Annotated in this window: 13 protein-coding genes, 2 pseudogenes and 1 riboswitch; of the genes and pseudogenes, 8 read left to right on the top strand and 7 right to left on the bottom strand. The window is 69.8% G+C overall.

The features are described from left to right. Nucleotides 1-43 precede the first annotated feature (43 nt). The 5 genes from glmU (at nucleotide 44) to pth (ending at nucleotide 4818) form a co-directional block, all read left to right on the top strand. A complete protein-coding gene (gene glmU, locus ABZV40_RS20420; RefSeq protein WP_355443482.1) occupies nucleotides 44-1510 on the top strand; it encodes a bifunctional UDP-N-acetylglucosamine diphosphorylase/glucosamine-1-phosphate N-acetyltransferase GlmU in 1467 nt (488 codons plus the stop codon). A 14-nt stretch (nucleotides 1511-1524) separates the two neighbouring features. Then, a complete protein-coding gene (locus ABZV40_RS20415) occupies nucleotides 1525-2496 on the top strand; it encodes a ribose-phosphate diphosphokinase (RefSeq protein ID WP_355443764.1) in 972 nt (323 codons plus the stop codon). 600 nt (nucleotides 2497-3096) lie between these two features. Beyond that, on the top strand, nucleotides 3097-3696 hold the full coding sequence (locus ABZV40_RS20410) for a 50S ribosomal protein L25/general stress protein Ctc (RefSeq protein WP_355443479.1): 600 nt from the start codon (nucleotides 3097-3099) through the stop codon (nucleotides 3694-3696). Between the two features lie 5 nt (nucleotides 3697-3701). Then, the gene (locus tag ABZV40_RS20405) at nucleotides 3702-4265 is read left to right on the top strand and encodes a DivIVA domain-containing protein (protein ID WP_355443761.1); all 564 of its coding nucleotides are present in this window, start codon (nucleotides 3702-3704) and stop codon (nucleotides 4263-4265) included. Next, the gene (pth, locus tag ABZV40_RS20400) at nucleotides 4255-4818 is read left to right on the top strand and encodes an aminoacyl-tRNA hydrolase (protein WP_355443476.1); all 564 of its coding nucleotides are present in this window, start codon (nucleotides 4255-4257) and stop codon (nucleotides 4816-4818) included. Before ABZV40_RS20405 ends, pth begins: the two co-directional genes overlap by 11 nt. On the opposite strand, the gene ABZV40_RS20395 is transcribed toward pth, so the two are convergent. After that, complete coding sequence (locus tag ABZV40_RS20395; RefSeq protein WP_355443473.1) at nucleotides 4815-6428, bottom strand: fatty acyl-AMP ligase; 1614 nt, start codon at nucleotides 6426-6428, stop codon at nucleotides 4815-4817. The genes pth and ABZV40_RS20395 overlap by 4 nt on opposite strands. On the opposite strand from ABZV40_RS20395, the pseudogene ABZV40_RS20390 reads away from it, so the two are divergent. From ABZV40_RS20390 to ABZV40_RS20380, 3 genes and pseudogenes are all read left to right on the top strand, one after another. After that, nucleotides 6427-7119: pseudogene (locus tag ABZV40_RS20390) on the top strand (DivIVA domain-containing protein); the annotation flags it as partial. The gene ABZV40_RS20395 and the pseudogene ABZV40_RS20390 overlap by 2 nt on opposite strands. A gap of 174 nt (nucleotides 7120-7293) precedes the next feature. Then, nucleotides 7294-7410: pseudogene (locus ABZV40_RS20385) on the top strand (DivIVA domain-containing protein); the annotation flags it as partial. After that, nucleotides 7384-7830, top strand: a complete 447-nt coding sequence (locus ABZV40_RS20380) for a DivIVA domain-containing protein (RefSeq protein WP_355443758.1) — start codon at nucleotides 7384-7386, stop codon at nucleotides 7828-7830. The pseudogene ABZV40_RS20385 and the gene ABZV40_RS20380, both read left to right, overlap by 27 nt. Before the next feature lie 45 nt (nucleotides 7831-7875). Here ABZV40_RS20380 and ABZV40_RS20375 read toward each other — a convergent pair whose 3' ends face one another. The 6 genes from ABZV40_RS20375 to rsmA all read right to left on the bottom strand — a co-directional run bounded on the left by ABZV40_RS20375 (nucleotide 7876) and on the right by rsmA (nucleotide 14536). Continuing rightward, on the bottom strand, nucleotides 7876-9645 hold the full coding sequence (locus tag ABZV40_RS20375; protein ID WP_355443470.1) for an ABC-F family ATP-binding cassette domain-containing protein: 1770 nt from the start codon (nucleotides 9643-9645) through the stop codon (nucleotides 7876-7878). A gap of 75 nt (nucleotides 9646-9720) precedes the next feature. Continuing rightward, nucleotides 9721-10686 (bottom strand): 4-(cytidine 5'-diphospho)-2-C-methyl-D-erythritol kinase, encoded by a 966-nt coding sequence (locus ABZV40_RS20370; RefSeq protein ID WP_355443467.1) that lies wholly within the window; start codon nucleotides 10684-10686, stop codon nucleotides 9721-9723. Between the two features lie 54 nt (nucleotides 10687-10740). Then, nucleotides 10741-11532, bottom strand: a complete 792-nt coding sequence (locus tag ABZV40_RS20365; RefSeq protein WP_355443464.1) for a MetQ/NlpA family ABC transporter substrate-binding protein — start codon at nucleotides 11530-11532, stop codon at nucleotides 10741-10743. Nucleotides 11533-11628: 96 nt separating this feature from the next. Beyond that, on the bottom strand, nucleotides 11629-12312 hold the full coding sequence (locus tag ABZV40_RS20360; RefSeq protein WP_355443461.1) for a methionine ABC transporter permease: 684 nt from the start codon (nucleotides 12310-12312) through the stop codon (nucleotides 11629-11631). Then, on the bottom strand, nucleotides 12309-13307 hold the full coding sequence (locus ABZV40_RS20355; protein ID WP_355443457.1) for a methionine ABC transporter ATP-binding protein: 999 nt from the start codon (nucleotides 13305-13307) through the stop codon (nucleotides 12309-12311). Before ABZV40_RS20355 ends, ABZV40_RS20360 begins: the two co-directional genes overlap by 4 nt. Before the next feature lie 213 nt (nucleotides 13308-13520). Next, nucleotides 13521-13614, bottom strand: a riboswitch (SAM riboswitch). A gap of 88 nt (nucleotides 13615-13702) precedes the next feature. Beyond that, nucleotides 13703-14536: a 16S rRNA (adenine(1518)-N(6)/adenine(1519)-N(6))-dimethyltransferase RsmA gene (gene rsmA / locus ABZV40_RS20350; RefSeq protein WP_355443755.1), complete on the bottom strand. Its 834-nt coding sequence runs from the start codon at nucleotides 14534-14536 to the stop codon at nucleotides 13703-13705. Nucleotides 14537-14613: the final 77 nt, after the last annotated feature.

Here is a 14613-nt window from a genome sequence, read left to right as displayed (position 1 = left end):
GGTCCGCGGACTCGAACCACCCAGCCTGTTAGGGAGAGCATTGATGCTCGAGGGCCCTGTCAGCACGGTCGTGCTCGCCGCCGGGGAAGGCACCCGCATGCGGTCGTCCACGCCCAAGGTGCTGCATCGGATCGCCGGACGTTCACTCGTCGAACACGCGGTGCGCGCGGCGGCCGGCACCGATCCCGACCACCTGGCCGTGGTCGTCGGCCACGGTCGCGAAGCCGTCACCGAGCACCTCGAGAACCTCGCCGGTGTTCTGGGGCGCAAGGTCACCGTCGCGGTGCAGGCCGAGCAGAAGGGCACCGGGCACGCGGTCTCGTGCGGCCTCGCCGAGCTGCCGCACGACCTGGGCGGCACCGTGATCGTGAGCTACGGCGACGTGCCGCTGCTCGACACCCAGACCTTCAAGGCCCTGCTCGCCGAGCACGCCTCCGCGGGCAACGCGGTGACCGTGCTGACCGCCGTGGTGGAGAACCCCACCGGGTACGGCCGGATCGTGCGCGACTCCGACGGCACCGTGCAGCGGATCGTCGAGCAGAAGGACGCCTCCCAGACCGAGCAGCTGATCACCGAGATCAACTCCGGCGTCTACGCGTTCGACGCGGCGGTGCTGCGCGACGGCCTGTCGCGGCTGTCCACCGACAACGCGCAGGGCGAGCTCTACCTGACCGACGTGCTGGGCATCGCCCGCGGTGACGGCCGCCGCGTGGGCGCGCTGATCGCGTCCGACCCGTGGCTCGTCGAGGGCATCAACGACCGCGTGCAGCTGGCCGCCGTCGGTGCCGAGATGAACCGCCGGATCGTCGAGGGCCTGATGCGTTCCGGCGTCACGTTCGTCGACCCGTCGTCCGTCTGGGTCGACGCCGACGTGCAGGTCGGCCAGGACGCGCTGATCGAGCCGAACGTGCAGCTCCGCGCGGGCACGGTGATCGGTTCGCGCGCCGTGGTCGGACCGGACACGACGCTGTCCGGCGTGACGGTGGGCGTCGGCGCGTCCGTCGTGCGGACCCACGGCAGCGACTCGGTGATCGGTGACGGCGCCACCGTCGGCCCGTTCGCCTACCTGCGCCCCGGCACGGCGCTGGGCGTGAAGGGCAAGATCGGCACGTTCGTCGAGACCAAGAACGCGCAGATCGGCGAGGGTTCGAAGGTCCCCCACCTCTCGTACATCGGTGACGCCACGATCGGCGATCACAGCAACATCGGTGCGGCATCGGTAACTGTCAACTACGACGGGGTGAACAAGCACCGCACGATCGTCGGTTCCCACTGCCGCACCGGCTCGGACAACATGTTCGTGGCACCGGTGACCGTGGGCGACGGCGCCTACACCGGCGCGGGAACCGTCCTGCGCCGCAACGTCCCGCCGGGCGCGCTCGCCGTGTCCGGCGGCCCACAGCGCAACCTCGAAGGCTGGGTCCTCAGCCGACGTGAAGGAACCGCCGCGGCTCAGGCAGCGGCAGCAGCCCTCGCCGCCCAGAATGACGAGAAGACAGAGGAGGGCTGACCGTGAACCCGCAGATGCCCGGAACGCCGAAGAAGAACCTGATGCTCTTCGGCGGACGCGCCTATCCCGAACTGACTGAAGAGGTCGCGAAGCACCTCAACGTCACGGTGACCCCGCAGCAGGCCTACGACTTCGCGAACGGCGAGATCTTCGTCCGCTTCGAGGAGTCCGTGCGCGGCTGCGACGCCTTCGTCATCCAGTCCCACACCTCGCCCATCAACCAGTGGCTGATGGAACAGCTGATCATGGTCGACGCGCTGAAGCGCGCCTCGGCCAAGCGCATCACCGTGATCATGCCGTTCTACCCGTACAGCCGGCAGGACAAGAAGCACCGCGGCCGCGAACCGATCTCGGCCCGCCTGGTGGCCGACCTGTTCAAGACCGCGGGCGCCGACCGCCTGGTGTCCGTCGACCTGCACACCGCGCAGATCCAGGGCTTCTTCGACGGCCCGGTCGACCACCTGTGGGCCATGCCCCTGCTCGCGGACCACATCCGCGGCAAGTACGCGGGCCACGAGATCACCGTCGTCTCCCCCGACTCCGGCCGCACCAAGCTGGCCGAGAAGTGGGCGGACACGCTCGGCGGCGCGCCGATCGCGTTCATCCACAAGACCCGCGACCCGCTGCGGCCCAACGAGGTCGTCTCGAACCGCGTGGTCGGCAAGGTCGAGGGCCGCCTCTGCATCGTGATCGACGACATGGTCGACACCGGCGGCACCATCGCCGGCGCGGTCAAGCAGCTGCTGAACGAGGGCGCGGCCGACGTGGTGATCGCCGCCACGCACGGCATCCTCTCGGGCCCGGCCACCGAGCGCCTGCAGAACTCCGGCGCCCGCGAGGTCGTGTTCACCGACACCCTCCCCATCCCGGCGGAGAAGCGGTTCCCGCAGATGACCGTGCTCTCCATCGCGCCGCTGCTGGCGCGCGTGATCCAGGAAGTGTTCGAGGACGGCTCCGTCACGTCGCTGTTCGACGGCAACGCCTGACCCTCACTTCACCAGCAACGCGGGGGCCCCCCCGTTCCCAAAAGGAAAACCGGGGCCCCCCCCCTCCCGCACCCCCCCACCCCCCCCCCCCCACCGCCCCCGGCCCGGGGGGCCCCCGGGTTCCCCACCCCCAACGGGGGGGCCCCCGCGTTCCCTCTCCCCAGCACGCACGCCGACCCTGCTCCCGCTGCCGCACGCGGGGACGCCGCGTGCTCTCCTGGTGAACGAAAGCTCCCCGCGTGCGCCCCACAACGCCCGCGTGCCCACCGCCTCACGCCTGCGGCACGCGGGGACCCCGCGTGCTCTCCTGCGACACGAAAGCTCCCCGCGTGCGCTCTCCATGGGTACGAAAGCTCCCCGCGTGCGTGGAGCGGACCCCCGATTGGCCCTGGGCTCGGGCGCTCACCTACACTGGTCGGGTTGCCTCGGCGAGGGCGGACCTCCATCGGGTCCGGCGTGATCGACGCGGTGGCTTGATGCCGCGCGTGTTGACGTTTCCGCGTGCTGCTCGCCGCCGCAGGCCACCACCCCAGAGCTGAACCGCTGAAACTTGTGCACCGCCCCGACGTACAAGGCCAGACTTGTAAGGAGAGCCCCACCGTGTCCGAGGTCCGTCTCGCCGCTGAGCAGCGCACTGAATTCGGCAAGGGCGCAGCCCGCCGTACCCGTCGCGCCGGCAAGATCCCCGCGGTGCTCTACGGCCACGGTTCCGACCCGAAGCACCTGGCCCTGCCGGCGCTCGAGTTCGCCCGTGTCGTCCGTGAGCATGGTCAGAACGCCGTCCTCACCCTCGCCCTCGACGGCGGGAGCGAGCTGGCGCTCACCAAGACCGTCACCACGCACCCCATCAAGAACTACATCGAGCACGTCGACCTGCTGCTCGTCCAGCGCGGCGAGAAGGTCACCGTCGACGTCCCGGTCGTCCTGACCGGTGAGGCCGCTTCCGGCACGCTCGTCACGCAGGACGCCACCACGATCACCGTGGAGGCCGAGGCGCTGCACATCCCCGAGCAGATCGAGGTCTCGATCGAGGGCAAGGAGGCCGGCACCCAGATCCACGCCGGTGACCTGGCGCTGCCCTCGGGCGTTTCGCTCGCCACCGACGCCGAGGCCCTGGTCGTCGCCGTGAACGAGGCGCCGTCCGCGGCGCAGCTCGAGGGTGACGAGGCCGCTCCGGCCGAGGCCACCGAGGAAAGCTGAGCCCCATCACGTCGGGCCGGACTGGCGGCGCGCCACCCCCTCATGAGGGGGGAGGCGCGCCGTCCGCATACCTGGGGCCTGCCGACATCCGGGCCAAGACCTTCCGCCGCAAACGGCAGGGCTACGACCCGGATCAGGTGAACGAGTTCATGCTGATCATCGCCGACGCGCTGGCAGGCCGGATCCGCCTGAACCCGGACCACGTGCGCACCGTGCGGTTCGCCACGGTCCCCAACGGCTACGACCCGCTGAGCGTCGACGGGGTCCTGCACCTGCTGGAACACCAGGTCCGCAACGGCATCGTGCCGCCGACGGGCCTGAACACCGGCGAGGACCTGTACGCGCGCAAGCTGCCGAAGACCGGCACCGGCTACGATCGCGCCGAAGTCGACGCCTTCATCGCCCGCGCCGCGGCCAACCTGGACGGCCGGGGTGCCATGACCTCCACCGAGGTCCGCAACACCCGGTTCAGCACCACGTCCGGCCTGCTGGGCAAGGGATACCAGGTGCAGGCCGTGGACGCGTTGCTGGACGACCTCGAGCAGGAGTTGCGGTTCCGTGGACGATGACCTCGCCCTCATTGTCGGCCTGGGCAACCCGGGCCCGAAGTACGAGGGCAACCGTCACAACATCGGCTTCCTGGTCCTCGACGAACTGGCCGCACGCGTCGGCGGCAAGTTCAAGGCCCACAAGTCCGGCGCCGAGATCGTCGAGGGCCGGTTGAGCGGCCACCGCGTGGTGCTCGCCAAGCCGCGCAGCTTCATGAACCTCTCCGGCGGCCCGGTGTCGAGCGCCGTGAAGTTCTTCAAGCCCTCCCTGATCGTCGTGATCCACGACGAGCTGGACCTCCCGTTCGCCGCCATCCGCATGAAGCTCGGCGGCGGCGACAACGGCCACAACGGACTCCGCTCCATCACGAAATCCTTGGGCACCAAGGACTACTACCGCGTCCGCTTCGGCGTGGACCGCCCACCGGGCCGTCAGGACCCGGCCGACTACGTCCTCAAGGACTTCTCGACGGTGGAGCGCAAGCAGCTCGCGTTGGAGATCGACCGGGCGGCGGACGCGACCGAGGCCCTCGTCACCAAGGGCCTCGAAGCCGCGCAAAACGCCTTCCACTAGACCAACGAGGCCGCCGCGGACCGCCGCAGCTTGCCGGAAGGCGTCTTCGGCAACGTCCCCGGCGGCTGCACCACGACGGCGAACGGCCGCAACCCGACCGCGTCGACCACCCGTGCCGTGACTTCCTTGACCAGCGACTTCTCGGCCTCGGCGTCCCCGGCCAGCTTCGACTCCAGCACCACCGCGAACCGCTCCCGCTGCGTCCCGGCGTCCAGCCGCACCGCAACGGCATTGCCCGCGCGCACACCGTCAACGGAGCAGGCGGCACGCTCCACATCGGTCGGATAGATGTTCCGCCCGCCCATGATGATGACGTCCTTGCGCCGCCCGCAGACGACGACCTGGCCGTCCTCCACCAGATATCCGATGTCCCCTGTGGACAGCCAGCCCTCGGCGTCCTGGGTGGCCAGCGGCCCGTTCACGGTCAGATATCCCGGCGTCACCGCCTCGCCGCGGATCTGCAGCTCACCCACATCCCGGACGCCCAGCACGGCACCCGAGTCGGACACGACCCGCAGCTCCAGTCCCGGCAGCGGCGGGCCGAGCAACGGGAACGCCCGCCCCTCGGCAGCAGGCACCGCACGCCGGTCCGCCTCGACGGCGTCCGCGTCCACCACGTCCACGGACAGGCCCGTGAACAGCGGCGCGAACGCCACGCCCAGGGTGGTCTCGGCCATCCCGTACGCGGCCAGGATCGACTCGGGACGCAGCCCGAACCGCGCCCCGGCCGACACGAACGCCTCGACCGCGGCGGGATCGATGGGCTCGGCGCCGTTCAGGGCCAGGCGCATCGACGACAGGTCGAACGAGTCGGTGGAGGAGGCAAGGCGGCGGGCCACGATCGCGTAGGCGAAGTTCGGCGCGGCGGTGATCGTGCCGCGGTAGCGCGTGATCAGGTCGGCCCACAGGGTCGGGCGCGACAGGAAGTCGACGGGGGTGACCTTCACCAGTTCCAGGCCGAACAGCATCGGCACGGTCAGGAACCCGACCATGCCCATGTCGTGGAACAACGGCAGCCACGACACCATGACGTCGGAAGCTGGATCGAGGGCCGCGGCGATCCGCATGCCGGTGGCGTTCGCCATCAGGTTGCGGTGGGTGATGCGCACCGCCTTCGGATCGGCGGTCGATCCACTCGTCAACTGCAGCAGTGCCGTGGCATCCTCGGGGGTGGGAACAGGGTGAGCGATCGGCTCGCCGTCGAGCTCCGAGAGCTTGCGGTACGGGATGCCGTGCTGGTCGAGCACGGGAGCCAGGGCGTCAAAAGGGCTTCCGAGCAGGACCAGCCGCGAGTCGATCATGGCGAGCACCCGCAGCGTGTCCTCGGCCCACTCGGCCAGGTCGGTGCGTGGTGTGGGTTGATGCAACATCGTGACGCTGCCGCCGCACAGCCAGGCTGCCTGCACGGCTGGAGCGATCACAGCAGGTTCGGCGGCGAGCACGGCGATCGCGGTGCCCGGCGCCACGTCGAGCGCACCGGCCATCCGCCGGGCGCGTTCGTGCACCTCGGCCCATGTCCGGCGGACGGGTGCGGCGGGTTCCCCCGTCGTCATGCCCCTGTCCTGGCCGTTGGCGGCCGTCGCCAGCATCACATCCACGAACTGACTCATGTTCGCGATCGTAGTGGCGCCCTTTGGTCCAACAGGACGAAACGTTATGCCACGCGAAACGCGATACTCCCCAGTACAGGTACGCAGGAGGAGGTCATTGGTGGATCGGGGCGGCCCCGGAGCGCAGCATCGTCTACCCGCGCATCCGGCACCTCTGCTCTCCGCGCAGGACGTGGCCTCGGTCGCGTTCCATCGTCCCCCCAGGGGCGCACGCGGATACGACGCGGCTGAGGTGGACGCATTTCTCGACCGGGTCGAGGACACCATGCGCAGCAGAGACATCCTCACGCGCGAGGACGTGCTCAACGTCAAGTTCAAGACGGCGACCCGCGATCCGGGCTACGACGTGAACGAGGTCAACGTCTTCATGGAGCTCGTGGCCGACACGTTGCGGTCCACTCCGCAACGACAGCAGGCCGCGGCGCCCGCCCAGGGTGCGCACGCCACGTCGCAGGCGCTCAGACCCGCGGTGCGACTGTCCCCTGAAGACGTTGCCGCCGTGCGCTTCCACAAGCCCAGACCGGGGACGCGCGGCTACCACGAAGGCCAGATCGACGCGTTCCTCGACCGCATCGAGGCCACCCTGCGCGGCCAGGACAACCTGACCGCCCAACAGGTTCAGGACGCGGTGTTCGGCGAGACCGCGCCCGGCACGTTCGGGTACGACGAGGAGGACGTGGACACGTTCCTCGACCTCGTGGTGCTCATGCTCGAAACCGCACCACCGCCCAGGATGCCGCAGCCGCCCGCGCCGCCCACCACGCAGCTGCCGCAGCAACAGCAACGGCCCCAGCAGCGGAGTCCCCAGCCACCGCGGCGCCCCCAGCCGCAGCCGCCGGTGCAGCAGCCCGCGCAGCCCAGGGCCGTGGACTCACCGAAGCTCACCGCGGCCGACGTCCGCAACGTCGCGTTCCACCGCCCTCCCCGCGGCCGCCGCGGCTATCAGGAGTCCCAGGTGGACGCGTTCCTCGACCGCATCGAGGCGACGTTACGAGGCCAGGACAACCTGACCGCCAAGGACGTCCGCGACGTCAGGTTCTCCCGTCCGCTCATCGGACGGCGCGGCTACGACGAGACCGAGGTCGACGCGTTCCTCAGCCGGGTCGAGCAGCAGCTCTCCGGACCGGTCCGCAGCATGCCCCAGGTGCGGTCCTGGAAGGACCTGCGCCAGCTTCGCATCCCACCGGCGGCCGCGGGCCAGCGCGGCTACCGCACCGCCCAGGTCGACCGGATGCTGGAGGAGATCGGCGTCGCGCTCGACGGCATGCTCGGGGCGACCTCGGAAGAGGTCATGAAGGCGCGCTTCAGCTACGCCCTGCTCTCCGGCCAGGGTTACGACACGTCGTTCATCGACGAACTGCTCCCGATGCTCGCCAACGAACTGCGCCGCCGAGGTCGATGAACGGCGCATTTGTTCACCTGAGGTGGACAAATGCGCCGTTCATCGTCAGCCCTCGACGACCTCGGCCGCGGCCATCCAGGCGGCCTCGACGTCGGCCTCCTCCGCCAGCACGGCACGGAGCTCGGCGTCGAGCTTCAGCAGCCGGTCGGGATCGGTGGCGGCCTCGGCGAGCGCCGCGTGCAGCTCGGCTTCCTTCTTGTGCAGCACTTCGAGGCGCCGCTCGAGGCGCGCCAGCTCCTTGCGGGCGGCCCGCTGGTCGGCCGCGTTCGACGGTACCTTCGCGACGGCCGGGACGGCGGCGCTTTCCCTGTCGCGCAACAAGTCCCGGCGCTTGAGGTACTCGTCGATCCCGCCGGGCAGGTCGGTCAGCTTGCCGTCACCGAACAACGCCACGACCTTGTCGCACACGCGCTCGACGAGGTAGCGGTCGTGGGAGATCACGACGAGCGTGCCCGGCCACGAGTCGAGCAGGTCTTCCAGCTGCTGCAACGTGTCGATGTCCAGGTCGTTCGTCGGCTCGTCGAGCAGCAGCACGTTCGGCTCGGCCATCAGCAACCGGCACAGCTGCAACCGCCGCCGTTCGCCACCGGACAGGTCCGAGACCGGCGTCCACTGCTTCTGCGACGAGAACCCGAACCGCTCGCCCAGCTGTGACGCCGACATCTCGTACTTGCCGAGCACGACGCGCCGCGCGACCTCCTCGATCGCCTCCAGCACGCGCATCGACCCGTCGAGGTCGTGCAGCTCCTGCGACAGGTGCGCGATCTTCACCGTCTGGCCCTGGATCCGCTTGCCCGTCTCGGGTTCGCGCTCACCGGCCAGCAGCTTCAGCAACGTCGTCTTGCCGGATCCGTTGACCCCGACCAGACCGATGCGGTCGCCGGGCCCGATGCGCCACGTCAGGTCGCGCACCAGCACCCGGTCCGGAATGGACAGTGTCACGTCCTCCAGCTCGATCACGGTGCGGCCCAGGCGCTTCTTGGCGAACGCGAGCAGCTCGACGTTGTCGCGCGGCGCCGGCACGTCCGCGATCAACGCCTCGGCGGCCTCGATCCGGTAGCGCGGCTTGGACGTCCGCGCGGGTGCGCCGCGGCGCAGCCACGCGAGCTCCTTGCGCGCCAGGTTCTGCCGCTTCTCCTCCGCCGCGTCCGCGAGCCGCTGCCGCTCGGCGCGCGCGAAGATCCAGTCGGCGTAACCGCCCTCGTACTGCTCGACCTTGCCCAGCACGACCTCCCACGTGCGGTTGCAGACCGTGTCGAGGAACCACCGGTCGTGCGTCACGACCACGAGCGCGCACTTGCGGGCCAGCAGGTGCTCCGCGAGCCACCGCACGCCCTCGACGTCGAGGTGGTTCGTGGGCTCGTCCAGCACGATCAGTTCGAGGTCCTGGATCAGCGCAGCCGCGAGCGCGACCCGGCGCCGCTCACCACCGGACATGGTGGAGACCACGGAGTCCAGGCCCAGCGCCATGATCCCGAGTCCGTCCAAAATGGACCTGACACGGGCGTCCGACGCCCACTCGTGCTCCGCGTCGAAGCCGAGCGGGTCGATCACCGCGTTGCGCACGGTCGAGCCCTCCGGCAGCTCCGTGCGCTGCGTCACGACCGCCATCCGCAGATCGCGCGACCGCGACACCCTGCCGTCGTCCGCCGGTTCGACCCCGGCCAGCACCTCGAGCAGCGTCGTCTTGCCACCGCCGTTCAGGCCGACGACACCGATCCGGTCGCCCTCGTTGACGCCGAGCGACACGCCGTCGAGCAGCGGCCGGACGCCGAACGACTTCGACACGGACTCCAGGTTGACCAGGTTGGCCATCAAAACCTCACGACCCGAGAAGAAATACCCCCGCAGAGGCTACCTGGAAGTGCCAAAGGCCCTGCTCACCACGTATTAGGCGTGGACTTCCGGCGGCGTCGGCTTCGGTTCCTCGGTCGTGATCACCCGCGCACCCGGCACCGGGCCGTGCGCGACCCGGACCGTCCGGCACACGCCCGCGCCGGCCAGCTCGGCGGCCACGCGCACCGCCGTGTCGCCGTCCTCGCACAGGAACGCCGTCGTGGGGCCCGAACCGGACACGATGCCGGCCAGCGCGCCCGCGTCGACACCTGCCCTGAGCGTCCGGCGCAGGTTCGGCCGCAAAGACACGGCGGCGGCCTGCAAGTCGTTGCCCAGCAGCAACGCCAGCTGACGCGGGTCGCCGGAGGAAAGACCCTCCAGCACGGCCTCGACGGGACCGACGCGTGGCGGATCTCCCTCGGCACGCAGGCGGTCCAGCTCGTCGAACACGTCCGGAGTGGACAGTCCGCGCCGGTCGAACGCCAGCACCCAGTGGAACTGGTGACGGCTCAGCACCGGCACGATCCGCTCGCCGCGGCCGGTGCCGAGCGCGGTGGCGCCGTAGAGGGCGAACGGCACGTCGGCACCGAGCTTGCCGGCCAGTTCGGCCAGCTCGTCACGGCTGATTTCCAGCCGCCACAACGACGACAGGCCCACGAGCGTCGCCGCCGCGTCCGCGCTGCCGCCCGCCATGCCGCCCGCGACGGGGATGGCCTTGCGGATGACGACCCGGACCTTCGGGTCGTCGGGGTCCTTGCCGACGTGCGCGGCCAGCAGGCGAACCGCGCGCCAGGCGAGGTTCGAGGCTCCCGTGGGCACCTGGTCGGCGCCCTCGCCGTGGACCTCGACACCGGGTTCGTCCGCCACCGCGACCGTGACCTCGTCGACCAGCGAAAGCGCCTGGAAGATCGTCACCAGGTCGTGGTAGCCGTCCGGGCGCACGTCACCGACGGCCAGGTGCAGGTTGACCTTGGCCGGGACGCGGACCGTGACCGGGGGTGGAACGACTGCGAGCACCATGTCAGCCTACGGGCGTTCTGGAGTCCTGGACTCCTCCCCCGGTCGCCACCTGCGTTAAACCGGGATGACGGAACCGTTGTAGGTCTGCTTGATGTAGTCCTTGACCTGCTGCGATCCGAGCAGCTCCGCCAACGAGCGAATGCGCTTGTCGTCCTTGAGCTCGGTCCGCGTGACCAGGCCGTTGGCGTTCGGGTTGCCCTCGGCCTTCTCCAGCGCGAGCGCGTCGGTGGCGGGCTTCAGGCCCGCGTCGATCGCGTAGTTGCCGTTGATCACCGACGCGTCGGTGTCCTCCAGCGAACGGGGCAGCTGAGCGGCCTCCAGCGGCACGAACTGCAGGTTCTTGGGGTTCTCCGCCACGTCGCGCACGGTCGGCGCGTCCACGGCCTTGAGCTTGATGAGGCCGTTGGCCTCCAGCAGCTTCAGCCCGCGGGTCTCGTTCGTGGCGTCGTTGGCCAGCGCGACCTTGGCGTTCTGCGGCAGCTCGTCGAGCTTGCGCACCTTCTTGGAGTACACACCCAAGGGCTCGACGTGGACGGGCGTGACCCACTCGACCTTGGCGCCGCTCTCCTTCGTGAACGTCGCGAGGTACGGGACGGTCTGGAAGTAGTTGGCGTCGAGCGAGCCGTCGACCAGCGCCGTGTTGGGCTGCACGTAGTCGGTGAACTCGACGACCTCGATCTTCAGACCCTTCTGCGCGGCGAGGTTGTCGGCCACGAACTTGAGGATCTGCGCGTGCGGGACGGGCGACACGCCGACCTTGAGCGTGTCCGAAGCAGACGCACCACCGGCGGAGCAGGCAGACAAAGCAGTCAAAGCGACCGCGATCAGAGCAGCCTTAATACGCATTTCGTTCCTTTTGAGAGTTTCACGGCAGAGTCTTGAGTGCACGCGGGGAGCTTTCGTTCGCTCCTGGCGCACGAAAGGGCCCCGCGTGCGGGAAAGTCAGACGGAGGCGTGGCGGCGGCGGTCCGAGGCGCGGGCGGCACGGGTGAAACCGAGCTGGATCAACGTCGTGAGCACGGCGAGCCACGCCACGGTGCTCCACAGGACCCGGTCGTTGAAGCGCTGGTAGCCCTCGCGGATCGCCAGGTCACCGAGGCCACCACCGCCGATCACGCCCGCCATCGCGGAGTACCCGATCAGGGCGATCACGGTGACGCCGATGGCGTTGATCAGCGCGGGCAGCGACTCGCGGATCAGCACCGAACGCACGATCCGAAGCGTCGAGGCGCCGGTCGTGACCGCGGCCTCGACCACGGTCACGTGCACCTCGGACAGGATGTTCTGCACGAGCCGTCCGACGAACGGGATCGCACCCACCGCCAACGGCACGATGACCGCCGTGCTGCCGATGGAACCGCCGACGATCAGGCGGGTGACCGACGTGAGCGCGACGAGCAGCACGATGAACGGCATCGAGCGGCCCAGGTCGGTGATGAAGCCGAGAACGCGGTGCAGCGCGGCGTTCGGCCGCAGCCCGCCCTTGGCGGTGAGCTGCAGCCAAACCCCGAGCGGAACTCCGAAAGCGGTGGCGATCAAGGTGGAGACGCCGACCATGTACAGCGTCTCCCCGGTGGCCTCGACGAGAAAGCTCAGCACGTCCGGCCAGGGTGTTGCAGACCTCACGCAGCTACTCCCTGCGGCCCCTTCAGGGACCTCTGCACCGCGCCACCGGCCTCGCTGATCCACTCCAGCGCCGAGTCGGACCGCTCGCCGTTCAGGCCGAGGCGGAACCGCGCGACGGGGGTCTCGCCCAGGCGCGTCAGGCCGCCACCGACGATGTTCAGCTCGACGCCGAACCGGTGCGAGGCCTCGGGCAGCAGCGCGCCGACCGCGGCGAACCCGACGAGCACGACGTCCGCGACGCGGTCGTAGCTGCTCTCGTTGATCGGGTTCAGGTCGACGGCGGGCAGCAGCGCACCGCTCGTGCGGCTGCCAGCGTCGCTGACGAGGTCGAGGACCTTGCCGTGCTCGACGACGCGGCCCTGCTCCAGCACGGCGACGTCGTCGCAGATCTTGCGGACCACGCCCATGTCGTGCGTGACGACGAGGACGGTCACACCCAGCTCAGCGCGCGCACGGTCGAGGACGGTGAGCACGGAACCGGTGGTCTCGGGGTCGAGCGCGCTGGTGGGCTCGTCGGCCAGCAGGACGCTCGGGTTGGCGGCGAGTGCGCGCGCCACTGCGATGCGCTGACGCTGCCCGCCGGACAGCTGGTCGGGGTAGGCGGCGGCCTTGTCGGTGAGCCCGACGAGGTCCAGCAGCTCGCCCACACGGGTGCGGCGCTGCGGTCCCGGCACGCCCGCGGACTCCAGCGGCAGCGCGATGTTGCCGGCGGCGGTGCGCTGCCGCAGCAGCGAATCCCCTTGCGGCACAACGCCGATCTGCCTGCGGGCGGCCCGCAGCGCTGACCCGTCCAGCGCGGTGATGTCCGTGCCGTCGACGCGGATCGCACCCGAGTCGGGGCGCTCCAGCAGCGCCACGCAGCGCGCGAGCGTCGACTTGCCGGCCCCGCTCGGGCCGACGACGCCGAGCACGGTGCCCGCTTCGACGTCGAGGGTCACGCCGTTCAGGGCGTTGACACCCTGGAAGGACTTGGTGAGGTTTTCGACAGTGATCACTTCTGCTCCACGGCTGCGCGCGACGGCACACTCGCCTCGTGGGCGGTGCGCGGTCGAAGTTCTGCTCAGGTGTGCGCCACTCTTTGGTCGAGTGCGCGTCAAAGGACTTTGAGAAGGCGCCTTAGACGAGGTGGCGACGACATGCAGAAGCGGTGCGACGGCACTGGTCGACGACTCGACGGCGCGTCAGCATTCGCGTGGTACCCATGTGATCCTCCATCGGTCCTGGCGTTAGCACCTGCCCGCATCCAGCGGGTGGTTGCTGCGACGTCGTAGAGCCAGGTCTCTCGGTCGCTCCGGATGGCACCTAGCAGTCAACCGGACGCACGTTCGGTTGCGCAAGCCAGAATCCGATTCGTTCGACAGATCACACTGTTGGCCGATGGATCTCCGGCCTAGACCTCCGCGATCCGGATGAAGTCGATCACGCTCAGCTGCTCGCCCCTGGCCTGCGGGTCGACGCCGGCCTTGTCGAGCAGTTCGTCGACGTTGATGTCCGCGGCTTCGGCCCAGCCCTTGAGGGCGGCCCTGAGGGTCTTGCGACGTTGCGCGAAGGCCGCGTCGACGATCGAGAAGAGCCTCTTCTTGTCCACTGTGGACAAGGGGTTCTCGTGACGGTGGAACGAAACCAGCCCCGAGTCGACGTTGGGCGCGGGCCAGAAGACGTTCCTGCCGACCGGGCCTGCCTTCCGCGCGTCGGCGTACCAGGCGAGCTTCACGCTGGGCACGCCGTAGATCTTGCTGCCGGGCCTGGCCGCCATCCGGTCGGCCACCTCGGCCTGGACCATGACGAGACCCTTCCGCAGCGCCGGAAGCTCGTTCAGCAGGTGCAGGACCACGGGGACGGCGACGTTGTAGGGCAGGTTGGCCACGATCGCCGTGGGCTGGACCACGAGGTCGTCCTTCGTGACCTTCATGGCGTCCTTGAGGACGACGTGCAGCTTGCCGGCGTTCTCCGGATCCATCTCGCGCACCGTCTGCGGCAGGCGCTGGGCCAGCGGCGGGTCGATCTCGACCGCGACGACCTGCTCGGCGGCGGGGAGCAGCGCCAGGGTCAGCGAGCCCAGGCCCGGGCCGACCTCCAGCACTACGTCGTCCGGGGTGAGCTCGGCCGCGGCGACGATCTTGCGGACCGTGTTCGGGTCGTGCACGAAGTTCTGACCCAGTTTTTTGGTCGGGCGGATGCCCAGCTCTTCGGCCAGACGTCGCACTTCGGCAGGTCCCAGCAGGCTCACCGGAGCATTCTCGCAGGTGGGGTTGGGCGGCGGAGGTCGGGCTGCCGGACGCCGGAACCCGCCCGCCGACC

This window comes from Lentzea sp. NPDC004782, assembly GCF_040609115.1.
Taxonomy (GTDB): domain Bacteria; phylum Actinomycetota; class Actinomycetes; order Mycobacteriales; family Pseudonocardiaceae; genus Lentzea.
This window is presented reverse-complemented; position numbering and strand designations above follow the sequence as displayed.